This is a genomic window from Anabaena sp. PCC 7108, from assembly GCF_000332135.1.
In the GTDB taxonomy this organism is placed as follows: domain Bacteria; phylum Cyanobacteriota; class Cyanobacteriia; order Cyanobacteriales; family Nostocaceae; genus Anabaena.
On record NZ_KB235896.1, the window covers coordinates 2,555,006 to 2,570,762 of the forward strand.

Consider the following 15,757-nt stretch of genomic DNA (forward strand, 5'->3'; position numbering starts at 1 on the left):
ACTTTTGATAAATATCTGTCATCACCCAAAAGAGAGATTTTTTAATTAAATTTACCGTTTACCCCTTAGCTACCTTGTCACCCGTTGGTTTTGGGGTTTGAATAATTTTTGGGTGGGCATTTTTGCCCACCTTTTTTATTTCACATTCCCGACGTAGAGAAAGGAAGTACTATTAAGCAATAAGTGAGATATCTGTAGCAGCTAAGACAGTACCGACTCCCAAATTAGCGAAGATTCCACCGCCACCACTACCAAAAGCCGACAAGTTGACATTGTAGAACAAGTCTCCAGTACCTTGATTGTAAACCAAGTAAGCATTCTCACTGTCAATACCATCATTAGTAACTTGGTTAACCAAGCTAAAACCATTAGCAACCGATGATAAATCTGAACCGGCAGGACCAACAGCTGTAAAGGTGCTAATATCCAGCAAAATCTGATCTACTCCAGTAGCAAAGTCAGTAATTGTATCCTTACCAATGGAAATACTTTTTGGACCTATCAACCCTAAAGTTGTACCCGTTTCCTCAGACAACCCAGTGACTGGATTGACAGCTACAGCTTGACCACCAAATTCAAAAATATCAGCGTCGGCTCCACCGATGAGAGTATCATCACCTGCCTTTCCTTTCAAGGTGTCAGCACCTGACCCACCAAATAAAATGTTATTTTTGTGATTACCAATCAGGACATTATTTCCAGCATTACCAGTACCGTCGATAGATGCTGTTCCTGTCAGAGAAAGGTTTTCAACGAAGGGTGGTAAAGTAGTGGTGACAGAAGCAGTCAGGGTATCAGTGATAGTCGTAGTGGCACTGGTTTTTGTACCCAAACTGGCATTGGTAGGAGATGTTAGGCTTAGAGTAAAGGTTTCATCGGCTTCATTGATGAAATTATTAACAATGGGGATATTAATGACTTGACTGGTAACACCTGGGTTAAAGGTCAGAGTTCCTGTTTTGCCAGTATAGTCTGAACCTGCTATAGCTGTACCGTTACTAGTAGCATATTGAACAGTAATGGTTTGAGTGCTAGTGTCGGAAAGAGTCACCGTATAGGAAACATTTTGAGAACTAGTACTGCCTTCAACTATGGTTTGGTCGTCACTGAGGTTAATAGTGATTAATGGCAAGTCATTATCAGCAATATTGACAGTGGCACTCTTCGCTGCACCCAGGGTATATCCTGTGCCAGTGGCTAAGTTGAGGATAGCTGTTTCTGTACCTTCAACAATGGTGTCATCAATGGGATTAACTGTCACCGTGGCTGTTGCAGAACCCGCAGCAAAAGTTACAGTTCCCGTGAGGTTGCTGTAGTCAGTACCGTTAGTAGCTGTACCTGCGGTGGTGTAATTAACAGTTAAGGCACTGGTTGTGCTACCTGTTCTGGTGAGGGTAAAGACTCCTGGATTCGTCGGTTCAGCCGCATTAGCATCTGTAGCCGCTATGGTAATTACAGGTAAAGGAGGCAAGTCATTATCAGCAATATTGACAGTAGCAGTTTTAGCTGTACCCAGGGTATATCCTGTGCCAGCAGCTAAGTTGAGGATAGCTGTTTCTGTACCTTCAACAATGGTGTCATCAATGGGATTAACTGTCACCGTGGCTGTTGCAGAACCCGCAGCAAAAGTTACAGTTCCCGTGAGGTTGCTGTAGTCAGTACCGTTAGTAGCTGTACCTGCGGTGGTGTAATTAACAGTTAAGGCACTGGTTGTGCTACCTGTTCTGGTGAGGGTAAAGACTCCTGGATTCGTCGGTTCAGCCGCATTAGCATCTGTAGCCGCTATGGTAATTACAGGTAAAGGAGGCAAGTCATTATCAGCAATATTGACAGTGGCACTCTTCACCGTACCCAGGGTATATCCTGTGCCAGCAGCTAAGTTGAGGATAGCTGTTTCTGTACCTTCAACAATGGTGTCATCAATGGGATTAACTGTCACCGTTGCAGTATTACTACCAGCCGCAAAAGTTACAGTTCCCGTGAGGTTGCTGTAGTCAGTACCGTTGGTAGCTGTACCTGCGGTGGTGTAATTAACAGTTAATGCACTGGTTGTGCTACCTGTTCTGGTGAGGGTAAAGACTCCTGGATTAGTCGGTTCAGCCGCATTAGCATCTGTAGCCGCTATGGTAATTACAGGTAAAGGAGGCAAGTCATCATTAGTAATAGTGCCTGTAACAGCCGTTGTTGTGCCAACAGTGTAACCTGTACCGGAAGCTAAAGTTAAAGCAACGGTTTCATTAGCTTCAACAGTAGTATCTGCGGTGGGATTGATGGTTAATATTGCTGTACTCGAACCTGCTGCAAAGGTAATGGTTTTTCCGGTTCCAGGAGTTGCACCAGTGTAGTCACTACCGTTAGCTGTGCCGTTGATGCCATAGTTAACACTTAAGGCATTGGTGGTACTACCTGTACGGGTGAAGGTGTAAATCAGATTGGCTGTTCCATCTTCAGTGACACTGGGAGGAGATACAGCTAGGGTAATGACGGGAATAACAGCTACATCATCATTAGTAATAGTGCCTGTAACAGCCGTTGTTGTGCCAACAGTGTAACCTGTACCGGAAGCTAAAGTTAAAGCAACGGTTTCATTAGCTTCAACAGTAGTATCTGCGGTGGGATTGATGGTTAATATTGCTGTACTCGAACCTGCTGCAAAGGTAATGGTTTTTCCGGTTCCAGGAGTTGCACCAGTGTAGTCACTACCGTTAGCTGTGCCGTTGATGCCATAGTTAACACTTAAGGCATTGGTGGTACTACCTGTACGGGTGAAGGTGTAAATCAGATTGGCTGTTCCATCTTCAGTGACACTGGGAGGAGATACAGCTAGGGTAATGACGGGAATAACAGCTACATCATCATCAGTGATGGTTGCAGAAACAGGAGTAGTAATAGCTATATAACCAGTTCCACTGGTGACATTAACCGATATGGTTATATCGCTCTCAAATAGTGTGTCAGCAGTTGGATCGACTGTAACAGTTGCTGTACTACTGCCAGCTAAAAAAGTGACTGTACCAGTTGCCGTACCATTTAAATTGTCAGTGAAAGTGGTTGTACCACTTTCTGTGAAGTCAGTTCCTATGACTCCATTGCTAGAGGCACTAAAGTTGACTGTTAAAGTATTAGTAGTGCTACCTGTACGGGTGAAGGTATAAATCAGATTGGCTGTTCCATCTTCCGTGACGCTGGCAGGAGATACGGCTAGAGTGATAGTAGGTAAAACATTATTAGTAAGAGTGATGGTTTGATCGGAAAATTGTACTTTTTCGACACCAGATAATGTATCTATGCCATCACGATTACTTACTGAATCGGTAATTGTGGTTACTCCTGCATTGGTGGTGATTTGATATTGGGAAAAAGTACCTGAATAAACAGCAGTATCAGTTCCTTCACCTCCATAAAGAGTATCGTTACCTGTTCCCCCAAGTAACCTATCATCCCCTTGTTCACCGAATAAACGGTCATTGCCTCCACTACCTTGGAGAGTATCATTACCCAAACCACCAAACAAATCATCAGTGTTGTTACTACCTGTAATGGTGTCATTAACAACAGATGTGCTGAGAATATAATCTGTGGCTGCTAGTTGACTGCTACTAAAACCGTTGATTTTCAGTCTATAGCCATAAATGGGGTTAGAAGAGTTGTTAAAGCGGGCAGTAATGACGGCATCACCTAGAGAATCATCACTGATAAGAGTTAAGAGTGTTTGATAGTCAGCAATACCAACTGATCTGAGGTCAATTTTGTCTTGTCCTTGGACAAAATCAGTGACTACATCTAGGTCTTGGGAAAGAGTGGAATTATTGAAAGTTTCAAAGACAAATGTATCTAGTCCTGTGCCTCCTATGAAGGTATCAGAACCTGTTCCTCCCAGGAATCGATCATCTCCCTGTTCACCAAATAAACGGTCTTCACCTCCACTACCTTGGAGAGTATCATTACCCAAACCACCAAACAAATCATCAGTGTTGTTACTACCTGTAATGGTGTCATTAACAACAGATGTGCTGAGAATATAATCTGTGGCTGCTAGTTGACTGCTACTAAAACCGTTGATTTTCAGTCTATAGCCATAAATGGGGTTAGAAGAGTTGTTAAAGCGGGCAGTAATGACGGCATCACCTAGAGAATCATCACTGATAAGAGTTAAGAGTGTTTGATAGTCAGCAATACCAACAGTGCTGAGATCAATTTTGTCTTGTCCCTTGACAAAATCAGTGACTACATCTAGGTCTTGGGAAAGAGTGGAATTATTGAAAGTTTCAAAGACAAATTGATCTGAACCTGTGCCTCCTGTGAGGGTATCAGAACCTGTTCCCCCGAATAATTGATCATTTCCACCTTGTCCAAGAAGTGTATCATTTCCACCTTGTCCAAAAAGTTTATCATCACTAGAAGTTCCTTCAATAGTGTCATTACCTGATGTTCCGGTGAAATCCTGCTGTTCTACCTGAATAGTTTGCCCATTTACCGTAATTGTGGCTGAATCATCTTCTGCTTGCAAAGCTTGTAAGGTGGCATCATCTAGACTGTAACCTTGTACTAACTCAGCAAAAATTGCTCCTTCGTCTCCTGCACTATCTGTCAGGTTAATTTGAGCATCCACAAAATGTCCAATTTCTTCTAATAAAAGCGCACTAATAGCTGCTGGTGTGGCTGTAGCAACAAAATTAGCTGATAGATAAATCTGATTAGTGCTACTAGCATAAGCACCGTTAGCTGTTCCCAGAATGCTGCTATCAAGAATCTCAATTTGCGGAATTTGACTAAAGTCACCAGTTTGCCACTGTAAACGCAGAATTTCCGCTATGCTACGGTTGTACTGCGTACCAAAAGCTGTGTCGAAACTCTGCCAGAAACTGTCTAAACCAGAAAATGCGCTTAATTGGCTGTATGTTAGCGTCAGGGCAGAATTGAGTAAAGGATTCATAAAATAAGGCTTGTATGTATTTTTAACATCTTAGCCTTGTTTAGTTTTGATCCGCAACTAGTATATTGTTTGATCACAGTGATATTTCTGATACTTAGACTACAAAATAAGTAAAAACTTTAAAGAAGCTCAAATATGATCAGGACTTACGTAACTGGAACATTAGTTGTTGGTGCGTCAGACTGTATAAATCTAGTAAGTAAACAGATTTTTGATATCTGACGCACCCTACAATAGATTTTTAGGTGCTGGAACATTAGTTGTTGGTGCGTCAGACTGTATAAATCTAGTAAGTAAACAGATTTTTGATATCTGACGCATCCTACAATAGATTTTTAGGTGCTGGAACATTAGTTGTTGGTGCGTCAGACTGTATAAATCTAGTAAGTAAACAGATTTTTGATATCTGACGCACCCTACAATAGATTTTTAGTGAAAATTAAATATGCGTTTCCTAAAACCCTTGTAGAGAAGTGACCTGGGTAGATATTCTCGGCTCTACAATCTTTTTTGGAGATGTCTAATAGAAACCGATAACTTGTCTACCGATTTCTCTGCGTCCTCTGCGCCTCTGCGGTTCGTTCTTCCCTCCTTCAAGCTAGAATTTCATGACTACACTAGAGGAATGGGAAAACCTGCTTAGTCATGTACATCCCAAACTTTGATAAATATCAGTCTTTTGATAAATATCTGTCATCACCCAAAAGAGAGATTTTGTGATTAAATTAACCGTTTACCCTATATTTCAGGGTTTTGTTGTCTCAAATTAACTGCTTATGAAGCTGCGCTCATATATGTTTTTAGGTTTGTTTATCAGCCTGTTCTTGAGTATTTTGCCTTTCTCCGGTAATGTCACTAATGCTGCTACACCAGCAGTACTCTCATTTACGCAAAATGTGCAGAAAACGGTGTTAGACAATGGCTTAACAGTACTCACCAAAGAAGTGCATACTGCACCAGTGGTAAGTGTGCAGGTTTGGTATCAGGTTGGTTCTCGCAATGAGGGAACTGGAGAAAATGGTATTTCTCACCAACTGGAACATTTAATGTTTAAGGGTACTACCGACCGTCCGGTGCAATTTGGCAGGTTATTTAGTGCTTTGGGTAGCCAGTTTAATGCTTTTACTAGTTTTGATGAAACTGCTTATTTTGGTACAGTGCAGCGAGATAAATTAGAAGCATTGTTGACTCTGGAAAGCGATCGCATGAAAAATGCTTTAATAGGCTCAGAGCAACTCACCAGTGAAAAGCGTGTAGTCATTTCTGAGTTACAAGGATATGAAAACTCACCAGGTTATCGTTTAGATAGAGAAGTCAGAAAAGCTGCTTTTCCTAACCGTGCTTACGGTTTACCTGTAGGAGGGACAAAAGCCGATGTAGAGAAATTCACGGTTGAGCAAGTACGCAATTATTACCAAACTTACTACAGTCCTAATAATGCAACTTTAGTAGTGACTGGAGATTTTAGCACCGAACCAACTCTAAAAACTATCAAAGCCACTTTTGGAAAACTCACAAAAGGGAAAAAAACAGCTTTGAAAGTTTCTCCGGCTGTAACTGCAGTGAGTACTGCAAAAAAAGCGCCAATTGTTCTCAAACAACCGGGAAGCGCAGCATTACTACAAGCTATCTATCCTCTACCAGATATCAAACATCCTGATGTTGCTGCAATTGATGTTATGGATGCTATTCTTACGGGTGGACGTAGTTCCCGTCTGTATCAAGCCGTTATAGAAACTGGATTAGCCAGTTCAGTCAGTGGTAGCGCTGCGGAACTTATAGAACCGGGTTGGTATGAAATTAGCGCCATAGCTGCACCAGGTAAGAAATTAAGCAATATTGCGGATAATATTCAGCAATCTTTGACAAAATTACAACAGGAACTTGTTAGTTCAGAAGAATTAAATCGAGCGAAAACGCAATTACAAACTGGGTTAATCTTGAATAACCAGGATATTACCAGTCAAGCTAGTCAATTGGCATATAACCAAATCATTGCTGGAGACTATAATTATACTGAAAAGTATTTGAGTGCGATCGCTCAAGTTACGCCCCAAGATGTCCAACGAGTAGCCAAAACTTACCTCAACCCCGCAAAACAAACTATCGGTTTTTTTGAACCAACTCAAGCAAACGGTGAACCAGGAACTTCTAGTGGTGGTTCTGGTCGGACGGTTGAAAATTTCAGTCCTGGTCAACCTGTAGACCCCGCAGAATTAGCAAAATATTTACCACCAACAACATCAGCTACCAATTCTAATCAACAATCTTTACCAGAACAGTTTACCTTAGCCAATGGCTTAAAAGTACTGCTTTTACAAGACCGTAGCCTTCCCACCATTAATATCAGGGGAAAAATTAACGCTGGTAATGAGTTTGATAGTATTCAAAAAGCAGGTTTAGCAAATTTGACTGCTACCAACTTAATGAATGGTACTAAAACTCAAGATGCTTTAACTTTAGCGCAGACTTTAGAAAACAAAGGGACTGAATTAGGTTTTAGTGCTAGTCGTGAAGGTGTGAGTATCAGCGGACAAGGATTATCGACCAGCTTACCAATACTGATGCAAACCATAGCAGATGTAGTGCAGAACGCCAACTTCCCTGCTGACCAATTAGAACTCAGTCGTCAACGAGAATTAACCAGTCTTAAAGTACAGCTAGACGACCCCAGAGGACTGGGAAGAAGAGTATTTCAACAAGCAATTTACCCCATAAATCATCCTTTCCACAGCTTCCCCACCATTGAGAGTTTACAAAGTATTACTCGTGAAGATGTGGTGAATTTCTATCAACAACACTATCGACCGGATGCTACAACACTTACCTTAGTTGGTGATTTTGAACCAAACCAAGTTAAATCCTTGTTAAATAAAGCTTTCGGTCAATGGACAGCGAAGGGTGAACCTCCTGTACTCAACCTACCAACTGTAACATTACCAATAGACTTACAACAATTAAATTCAGTAATTCCTGGTAAAACAGAGTCTGTTACTTATCTAGGATACAACGGCATTTCTCGCCAAGATCCACGTTTTTATGCTGCACTAATCCTTAATCAGATTTTGGGTGGTGATACCTTATCAAGTCGGTTAGGAACAGAAGTGCGCGATCGCTTGGGTTTGACTTATGGTATTTATAGTGGCTTTGCTGCGGGTATGAATCCTGGTCCATTCGTGATTTCCATGCAGACAGCACCCCAAGACACTCAAAAAGCGATTTCTAGCACCATAGCTTTACTAAAACAATTTCGGGAACAAGGTATAACCGAAGCCGAATTTAAGACAGCGAAACGTTCTCTTATCAACAGTTACCCTGTGGAGTTAGCTAGTCCTAGTCAAGTAGCCAGCATCATTTTGGAAAATGCCATTTTGGGATTATCCGCCTCAGAAATCCGCGAATTTCCCCAGCATATTCAAGCAGTAACGATGACTCAAGTACAAAAAGCAATTGCAGAATTAATTAAACCAGAAAATCTGATCATTGTCACTGCTGGCCCCGACAATACTATCACCAAAGGTAATTAGGTCAAACTAAAAAATAGCAGATAGACCTAACTTCCTTCCCCAGGAAATAATCTAGGTTTCCAAACCTCTCTTCTACAAGGAGAGAGGTTTTTTAGTAAAGTTTAAGACTTTGGAAATATCCTTTAAGCATGAAAATATACAAGATGAAGCTAATTAATAAAAGATTTCTCTATCTAATGGAGGAATAAATATACATACCATAAAGACTAAATAATTAAGTATTCCGATCACCTGACGAAGTTTAGTGATATTATCCCCGTTGATATCTGACAGCGGGGATTTTTTTAAATTATACCAAATGGTAAAATTAATCATAGATTTATCTGTCTAAAGGAAGACTGGATATAGAGAGATTAAATATTAAATATTAAGTAGCCCGATTACCCTACCGGACTTTAGCTTCAAACCTCCTCTTGTTATTAACCGTTCAGGAGGAGGCTTTATTAAACTAATTTCAGTGTTCTCTATTTTTAATCATCATGCTAGATTTTAATCTAAGGATTACAATAGTTACATAAACTAGGGTCAGCAGAATTTATCCCATCAGGAAATAACTTTTGTTCTATAAAATTACACTTTTGGCATTGATAAACTACCGCATAAATCTGGACAGTAGGTTGATAACAACTCGCACAAGGCAATCCTTTGATAGATTCAGTTATAGCAAATCCAGGTGTAGAACATTTTGGACAGCAGCTATTAATTTTATTTAGTAAATCTTGAGTAGCTTTTTCTATATTTTTCATCCGCTGAGGATTATATAGCGCCCTCATATCTGTTTCTATATAAAAACTTCCACTAGCTGAATTAACCAAAGCCAAATTTACAGACTCTCTCAATTTATCCTCAGTAGTAATACCCTTAATAATTTCCGAAGTTTTGCAATCTCTTTTTTCAAAACTAATTACTAAACCATGTTCAGGAAAACCAACCTTGAGTGCAAATTCTTCTGCTTCTTCTAGAGAGTTGACAACCTGATGATTAAAATTAGTTTCCGTTGAAAATACCTCCCCAATAATTTCTAAATCATTCTCTTGATCTAAAAAAACAATAATTTCTCTGTTAGCATAAATATAAGGAAAACTAGGATGAGGTGCAAAACTACCTTCACTAGCTATAGCCAAAGTTTCCCCTGTGATTTCAATAGCTTTATCAGCTTTTAACTTAGCCGCAGCAATTTGCGTTCCTGGGCGTTTGATATCTCTGGTAAAAGTACCAAAAACATCAGTATTGAAATTGTCTGGGACAATCACCTTAATCCCTAATTCCTGCTGTAAAATAGGTGCAATTACTTTTTCTTTATGGTGCATTGTTGCTAATACAGCCACACGATTATTAAATAATTGCTTCGTCATCTTTATTTTTAACTCCTAGATACTAATTAATCCTAAAAAGTAAGGTGGGGATTACCCACCACACAACTTAATTTTGCCCTTGAGGAACTTGATTAACTTGACTGAGTTCAGCCATCAACTTTTCCTTATTACGTCTGCGGATTTTAGCGTAAAGCTGAATACTTGCAGCCATGAAAACCACTAAACCAAAAATTAACCAAGCAGTAATATCTGTAGGCAAATTATTCTTGAATATAGCCAACATCACAATCACCACTAACAAAAGAGTTGGTGCTTCATTTAAAGCCCGTAAATGTTGACCACTCCACTTACATTCATCTGCTGCTAATTGCTTGATCAACCTACCACAATAATGATGATAGCCAATTAAAATAGCAACAAACCCTAATTTAAAATGTAACCAGGGTTCTTTTAACAAATCTGGATTAGTCGAAAGGATACCAATAGCCATTGCTACCGTTACAAACATCCCTGGAGTAGTAATGATATCGTAAAGACGCTTTTCCATAATTTGATACTGATTTTTCAGTATCGTTTTTGCTGGTTCTGGTTCCTGGTTGGCTTCAACGTGGTAAATAAAAAGTCTGACCAGATAGAATAAACCCGCAAACCAAACCACAAAGCCAATAATGTGAAACGCTTTAAACCATGAATAAGCCATGAATCCTAACCTACCTTTTTATGTTGTCCTAACTCTCATTATCAGCTTAGAGGACTTAGTGGCAAGGATACAGATAGGTTAATTTACATTTTGCAGCATAACTATGACGATTTTAAATCATTTACATCATGCTTTAGTAAGACATATGTATAAACACAAAGTCTACTGAAACTGAAGATATCACTTTAAGGTTAATACAAATGGAAACATTCATTTGTTACTGTAATTCAGTGAATTGATAATTAGATCAATATTTTCAATAACCTGGTTTTTTAGGAAAAAACTTTTTATTAACATATAGGAATAATATTTTTTTATAATTTAATCAATTTGAATTTATAAAAAACTGCTGTCTATTTCATTAGATAGAAAGTCTATATCTTTTTGCATACGTATTAAATGTACCTGATGATAGAAGAATTAAGCAACTGGATTAAGCTATTCATAAAGGGTAAGTCATAAAGGAAAGTTAAAATGAGCTTAGAAGAACGGGCAAAAGCCACAGCTAAGAATATAGAAGGTAAAGGTCAAGAAGCGATAGGAAACATAACTGGCGATCCAAAGGATAAAGCTGAAGGTCAAGCCAAACAGGCAGAAAGTGAAGTTAAACACGCTGTCGAAGATATGAAAGACACTGTCAAGAAAAACATTGATTAGATATTAGATAAGTAATGGAGTTCGTAGTTGCATTTATCAAGCAATTACGAACAAAACAAAATGTATGATATGAGGGATATAAAATATGGTTTTGTTTCAGCAGAGTCGTCAAGTTTTGATGGCTTTCGTCTTGATGTTAGTAGTGACATTAACTACGGCTTGTGGTGGTGGAACAACTACAGAAGCTAACCGCGTAAATACCCCAACAGCCATTGGTAAAGATGTTGCTTATGCAGAATTGGAGCGTGGTAATACTTCAGGGGGACAGAATTTTGGTAACTGGGTTGTCCAAACTTCTCAAGGATTAGTTCAGGATGCATATGTTCGAGATAACAATAAGCTAGGCGTGATTATTTCACCTCAAGTTAGTCCTCAGAATGTCAAACCGTTAGCAACATCTTTAGTTCAGGGATTTCGTAAAAACTTCCCTAATCAAGACTTGAAAGTTTTAATTTATGCTCCTGACAAAAAACTGATTTTGACTGCTGATTATGATCGGCAGACTAATCAAGTTAAGTACAGCTAATTCTCATAAAGGAGATTAATAAAATGACAAATAGCGAACAATATAAACGTGAAATCATGAAAGATTTGGCTCAAGGGAATGTCGAATATTTAGATAATGTGAATACAGATTCTACTGAAGAATATCAAACTTTTGATGATTTTGCCCAGAGGACAACAACAGATCAACGTCGGCAGTTATTTAATCAATCTTTACATCCAGAACGCATCTCTCCGAGCCAAATGGAGCCAGAATTACAAAAGGCAATTTCTCAAATTAAACCCAATGAACGAGATGATGTAGCGCGTGCCTTTTTCAAACAATTGAAAGAGAGAGGACTGGACGAGAACCGTTTACAACAACAACTAAGTCTCTCCACTCACAATACTAACCGTATGACTGCTGAGGATGTGAGTAAACTTGCATCTTTCACATATCACAACCACCCTGATGTTTTTCGTCAAGTCTTAGCGGAACAACCGGGAATTATCAAGTTTCTCAGTAATCCTATTGTTGCGGGAATTATTGGGATTGCAGCAGCTAAATGGCTGGGTAGTCGGAAGTAAGAATGTAGATGGGGTGGGCTAAATTCTTCAAAAGCCCCCCTTTCTCAAGAGGATTTGCAGCTACCCTTCACCCTGACTACCTGATTGCCTGATCAAGTAATCTAAAACCCTGTCAATTCGTTCCAAAGCAGCATTATTTGTACGCTGAAACTCTTGATTATTTCTTTGAAACTCCTGAAATTGTCTTTCAGACTGCCTCAGTGCTTGCTGGTGTAAACGTGCAATATCAGCAAGGTTGGTTACTGTTCTTTCTAGTCGTGCTAGTGCTTGACTGTTAGAACGGGTTTCACGTCTGACACCCTCCTGAATGGTACGGACTAAATCAATTTCATCTCCAAGTTGATCTAATCTGCTGTCAATATCATCTAGCCTTGCAGAGATATCTTCTAATGGCTGTGAATTAGTCATAATACCTCTTTCTGTTGTTGGTTTTCTTTGTTTTTCTCCTTAATAGCTTTCGTAACAATGTACGCCGCAAAGTTAGCTGGTGTACGCTCCTGTTCTTCAGCTATATGTATAAGCTCTTTGTATATTTCTTCATCCAGTGTAATTGTAACTCTAGGTCTTATAGCCATAGGGGTAATATCTAGCATTGACACTATTTTAGACTCCTGTTGCTCAAAAAATATTATGTTGACTATTAACGCGATTAACATCAATCATCTACTATAGCATCATAAGCAGCAAATTGAACTTTCTTTCAACCAAAAAATAAATCCTCGATTTCTTTGAGAAGTCGAGGATTTAAGTTTTACCTAATTAGCAGTATTCAATTAAGTAGGTAGGCGAAAATAAATAGAACTATGTTAAGTAAGGTAACAAATTCTGAAATTGGCTCGTAGTTAGGGCTTTAGCCCTACTTTCCGGTCTAAAGACCTTACTACAAACCTTTAATTATTTACGTTACTCTACTTAAACAGCAGCTAATTCTGGACTAGGACGCTTGCTGTTACGGATATTGGTAATAGCCTCAGCATAATCAGGAGCATTGAAAACAGCCGAACCCGCTACAATAGCATTAGCGCCAGCTTCCAAAACTTGCCAAGTATTATTAGCTTTTAGTCCGCCGTCAACTTCAATCCAAGGATCTAAACCGCGTTCATCGCACATTTGACGCAACTTGCGAATTTTAGGAACTACGCTAGGAATAAAGCTTTGACCACCAAAACCGGGGTTAACGCTCATAATTAGCACTAAATCGCACAATTCTAGGACATATTCAATTAACTCCAAAGGTGTACCCGGATTAAGTACAACTCCAGCTTTCTTACCGAGTTCTCTGATTTGTCCGAGGGTGCGGTGTAAGTGAGGGGAAGCGTTGTGTTCAGCGTGTACGGAAATAATATCAGCACCAGCCTTAGCAAAACCTTCTACATACTTTTCTGGTTCCACAATCATCAAGTGGACATCCAGGGGTTTGGTTGTAACTGGACGAATCGCCTCCACAATCAGGGGACCTATCGTAATATTAGGTACAAAACGACCGTCCATTACATCAACGTGAATCCAATCTGCTCCAGCTTTGTCTACGGCGCGAATGTCGTCACCTAACCGACTAAAATCGGCTGATAGGATAGATGGAGCGATAACTATAGGCTTTTGAGATGGGTTTTGGGTCATGGCTGATGGGTTTTTAAGCGTCCTCGTCTGTAAGTATTGTAACAAAATATGGAATTTTTGGTAATTGGGGAACAAGTAACAACTGACTACTTATGAACAAAAAACTAACTTGGGTAATTTGGGGATTGGGTGTTTCCTGTTTGAGTTTGCCGGTCTTGGCTGCTATCAAGTTTGGTAGTTCTTTGGCAACTAATGGTATTGATGCGCTGAAACTACATCAACCTCCTTACAATTTAGCTGGTCGAAAAATTGCCATTGGTCAAGTTGAAGTTGGGCGGCCGGGAATGTTTGGTTGGGATAAAGCGGTATCTAAAAACCGGGCTTTAAATCCTGTCGCTGTGTTTACACGTAATGTACCAGCTAAGTCGAATAGCGGTGTTGACCCCCACGCTTACAATGTTGCTGCTGTGATGGTTAGTAAAGATAAAGCCTGGCCGGGAGTGTCTCCGGAAGCGCGACTATATTCTTCTGCTGTTGGTTCTACAAAAAATATGGGTCAACCAGAAGAGTGTTTATCAGCACAACATATAGCATTACAAAACGGTGGAGATGTTCGCGCGATTAACTTCAGTTTTGGTGAACCACTCAACCGTGACCCCAGACCAGAACCTATTTTGGATGGTAAAGCTTTACTCACTTTATGTATTGACTGGTCTAGCCGTGTTCATGACGTTCTGTATGCGATCGCAGGTAATCAAGGCAAAGGTGGGATTCCCATTCCTACAGACAATTTTAACGGAGTCAACGTGGCTTTTTCATCCCGGAGAGAAGGAATTTTTAATAAAGTAGATGTTTCCAATCTGGCAAGTAATAACCAAGGTGTAATTGGTCGTTTATTAGGGAAGGAGTTTAATATTGATGGACGCACGGCTATAGGTTTGGTTGCACCAGGTAGTAATATTCCTTTACTTAATCCTGATGGTAAGTTGAATAAATCTACAGGTACGAGTTTTGCCGCGCCTCATGTTACAGCTACTGTTGCTTTATTACAGGAATTTGCTGATCGCCAGTTAAGAACAAAACAACCTCATTGGAGCATTGATTCACGGCATCATCAAGTCATGAAAGCTGTATTAATGAATTCCGCAGATAAAATTCAAGACAGCGGCAATGGTTTACGCTTAGGAATGACCCGAACATTGATTGATAAAAAAAATCAAGATTGGTTAGCTTCCGATGCTGACAAAGATCCCAAAATTCCTTTAGATGCTCAAATGGGAGCAGGTCATTTAAATGCGTTTCGCGCTTACCAACAGTTTAGTCCTGGTCAATGGCAACCTTCAGAATCTATCCCAGCCATTGGTTGGAATTATAGCACAATTAATGCTAATACATCTAGAGAATATGAGTTAGCAAAACCTTTAAAACAGAATAGTTTTGTCGCTATTACTTTAGCTTGGGATCGATTAGTAGAACTAGAAGATAAAAATCAAAACCAATTATATGATGTGGATGAAAATTTTAAAGATAGAGGATTTAATAACCTTGATCTCTATTTAGTAAAAGCTGATACTAAAAATTCAGAGTCTGGTACTATTTGTTCATCAATTAGCGAAATTGATAGTATAGAACATATTTTTTGCCCAGTTCCTGCTACTGGGAATTATAAAATTCGGGTGCAATTTCGACAACAAGTAAATGAAGCAATTCAACCCTATGCTTTAGCTTGGTGGACTGTACCTGCAAATTGATCCAGCAGCTTTGATCTGAATTATTTGTTGTCTGAATCAGGATGCTCAAGATTTAAGGATTTGCAGGATTTTTAGTTCATACTTAATCAAATCAGATGAAAATATCACAAAAATCCTCATCCTGAAAATCTCTAAATCCTGTAAATCCTGATTCAGACAAATAATTTCACATATGTCACACCCGTGGTACTAGGTATTTATCACAAATTCATATTTCATGACCGCAAAATTACGGTTTA

Annotated in this window: 11 protein-coding genes; 5 read left to right on the top strand and 6 right to left on the bottom strand. The window is 39.4% G+C overall.

All coding sequences use genetic code 11. From position 1 onward, the window contains the following. Positions 1–172: 172 nt before the first annotated feature. Entirely contained in the window at positions 173–4,936 is a 4,764-nt protein-coding gene (locus tag ANA7108_RS28190) for a Calx-beta domain-containing protein (protein WP_016951078.1), read from the bottom strand. A 776-nt stretch (positions 4,937–5,712) separates the two neighbouring features. Between ANA7108_RS28190 and ANA7108_RS0112225 the strand changes: the two genes are divergently transcribed. Then, positions 5,713–8,463, top strand: coding sequence for a pitrilysin family protein (locus ANA7108_RS0112225; RefSeq protein ID WP_026104145.1), 2,751 nt, complete (start codon positions 5,713–5,715; stop codon positions 8,461–8,463). 494 nt (positions 8,464–8,957) lie between these two features. On the opposite strand, the gene ANA7108_RS0112230 is transcribed toward ANA7108_RS0112225, so the two are convergent. Both ANA7108_RS0112230 and hemJ read right to left on the bottom strand, forming a co-directional pair. Continuing rightward, positions 8,958–9,818: a DUF6671 family protein gene (locus ANA7108_RS0112230; protein ID WP_016951080.1), complete on the bottom strand. Its 861-nt coding sequence runs from the start codon at positions 9,816–9,818 to the stop codon at positions 8,958–8,960. Between the two features lie 67 nt (positions 9,819–9,885). Next, positions 9,886–10,479 (bottom strand): protoporphyrinogen oxidase HemJ, encoded by a 594-nt coding sequence (gene hemJ, locus ANA7108_RS0112235; protein WP_016951081.1) that lies wholly within the window; start codon positions 10,477–10,479, stop codon positions 9,886–9,888. 474 nt (positions 10,480–10,953) lie between these two features. Here hemJ and ANA7108_RS0112240 point away from each other — a divergent pair, with 474 nt between their 5' ends. The 3 genes from ANA7108_RS0112240 (at position 10,954) to ANA7108_RS0112250 (ending at position 12,207) form a co-directional block, all read left to right on the top strand. Beyond that, a complete protein-coding gene (locus ANA7108_RS0112240) occupies positions 10,954–11,136 on the top strand; it encodes a CsbD family protein (RefSeq protein ID WP_016951082.1) in 183 nt (60 codons plus the stop codon). 85 nt (positions 11,137–11,221) lie between these two features. After that, complete coding sequence (locus ANA7108_RS0112245) at positions 11,222–11,662, top strand: hypothetical protein (protein ID WP_016951083.1); 441 nt, start codon at positions 11,222–11,224, stop codon at positions 11,660–11,662. 23 nt (positions 11,663–11,685) lie between these two features. Further along, on the top strand, positions 11,686–12,207 hold the full coding sequence (locus tag ANA7108_RS0112250; RefSeq protein WP_016951084.1) for a hypothetical protein: 522 nt from the start codon (positions 11,686–11,688) through the stop codon (positions 12,205–12,207). 60 nt (positions 12,208–12,267) lie between these two features. Here ANA7108_RS0112250 and ANA7108_RS0112255 read toward each other — a convergent pair whose 3' ends face one another. From ANA7108_RS0112255 to rpe, 3 genes are all read right to left on the bottom strand, one after another. Further along, a complete protein-coding gene (locus ANA7108_RS0112255; protein ID WP_016951085.1) occupies positions 12,268–12,615 on the bottom strand; it encodes a hypothetical protein in 348 nt (115 codons plus the stop codon). Then, a complete protein-coding gene (locus tag ANA7108_RS0112260) occupies positions 12,612–12,863 on the bottom strand; it encodes a hypothetical protein (RefSeq protein ID WP_016951086.1) in 252 nt (83 codons plus the stop codon). The genes ANA7108_RS0112255 and ANA7108_RS0112260 overlap by 4 nt, the downstream gene beginning before the upstream one ends. A 256-nt stretch (positions 12,864–13,119) precedes the next feature. Further along, positions 13,120–13,827, bottom strand: a complete 708-nt coding sequence (rpe, locus tag ANA7108_RS0112265) for a ribulose-phosphate 3-epimerase (protein ID WP_016951087.1) — start codon at positions 13,825–13,827, stop codon at positions 13,120–13,122. 92 nt (positions 13,828–13,919) lie between these two features. Between rpe and ANA7108_RS0112270 the strand changes: the two genes are divergently transcribed. Then, positions 13,920–15,518 carry a S8 family serine peptidase gene (locus ANA7108_RS0112270; protein ID WP_016951088.1) on the top strand — a complete coding sequence of 533 codons (1,599 nt, stop codon included), beginning with the start codon at positions 13,920–13,922 and terminating at the stop codon, positions 15,516–15,518. Positions 15,519–15,757 lie beyond the last annotated feature (239 nt).

Bases quoted from the DNA above. Each gene is read 5' to 3' on its own strand.
- ANA7108_RS0112230 (WP_016951080.1), bottom strand. From the start codon at position 9,818: ATGACGAAGCAATTATTTAATAATCGTGTGGCTGTATTAGCAACAATG.
- ANA7108_RS0112260 (WP_016951086.1), bottom strand. From the start codon at position 12,863: ATGTTAATCGCGTTAATAGTCAACATAATATTTTTTGAGCAACAGGAG.
- rpe (WP_016951087.1), bottom strand. From the start codon at position 13,827: ATGACCCAAAACCCATCTCAAAAGCCTATAGTTATCGCTCCATCTATC.
- ANA7108_RS0112240 (WP_016951082.1), top strand. From the start codon at position 10,954: ATGAGCTTAGAAGAACGGGCAAAAGCCACAGCTAAGAATATAGAAGGT.
- ANA7108_RS0112245 (WP_016951083.1), top strand. From the start codon at position 11,222: ATGGTTTTGTTTCAGCAGAGTCGTCAAGTTTTGATGGCTTTCGTCTTG.
- hemJ (WP_016951081.1), bottom strand. From the start codon at position 10,479: ATGGCTTATTCATGGTTTAAAGCGTTTCACATTATTGGCTTTGTGGTT.
- ANA7108_RS0112225 (WP_026104145.1), top strand. From the start codon at position 5,713: ATGAAGCTGCGCTCATATATGTTTTTAGGTTTGTTTATCAGCCTGTTC.
- ANA7108_RS0112250 (WP_016951084.1), top strand. From the start codon at position 11,686: ATGACAAATAGCGAACAATATAAACGTGAAATCATGAAAGATTTGGCT.
- ANA7108_RS28190 (WP_016951078.1), bottom strand. From the start codon at position 4,936: ATGAATCCTTTACTCAATTCTGCCCTGACGCTAACATACAGCCAATTA.
- ANA7108_RS0112255 (WP_016951085.1), bottom strand. From the start codon at position 12,615: ATGACTAATTCACAGCCATTAGAAGATATCTCTGCAAGGCTAGATGAT.
- ANA7108_RS0112270 (WP_016951088.1), top strand. From the start codon at position 13,920: ATGAACAAAAAACTAACTTGGGTAATTTGGGGATTGGGTGTTTCCTGT.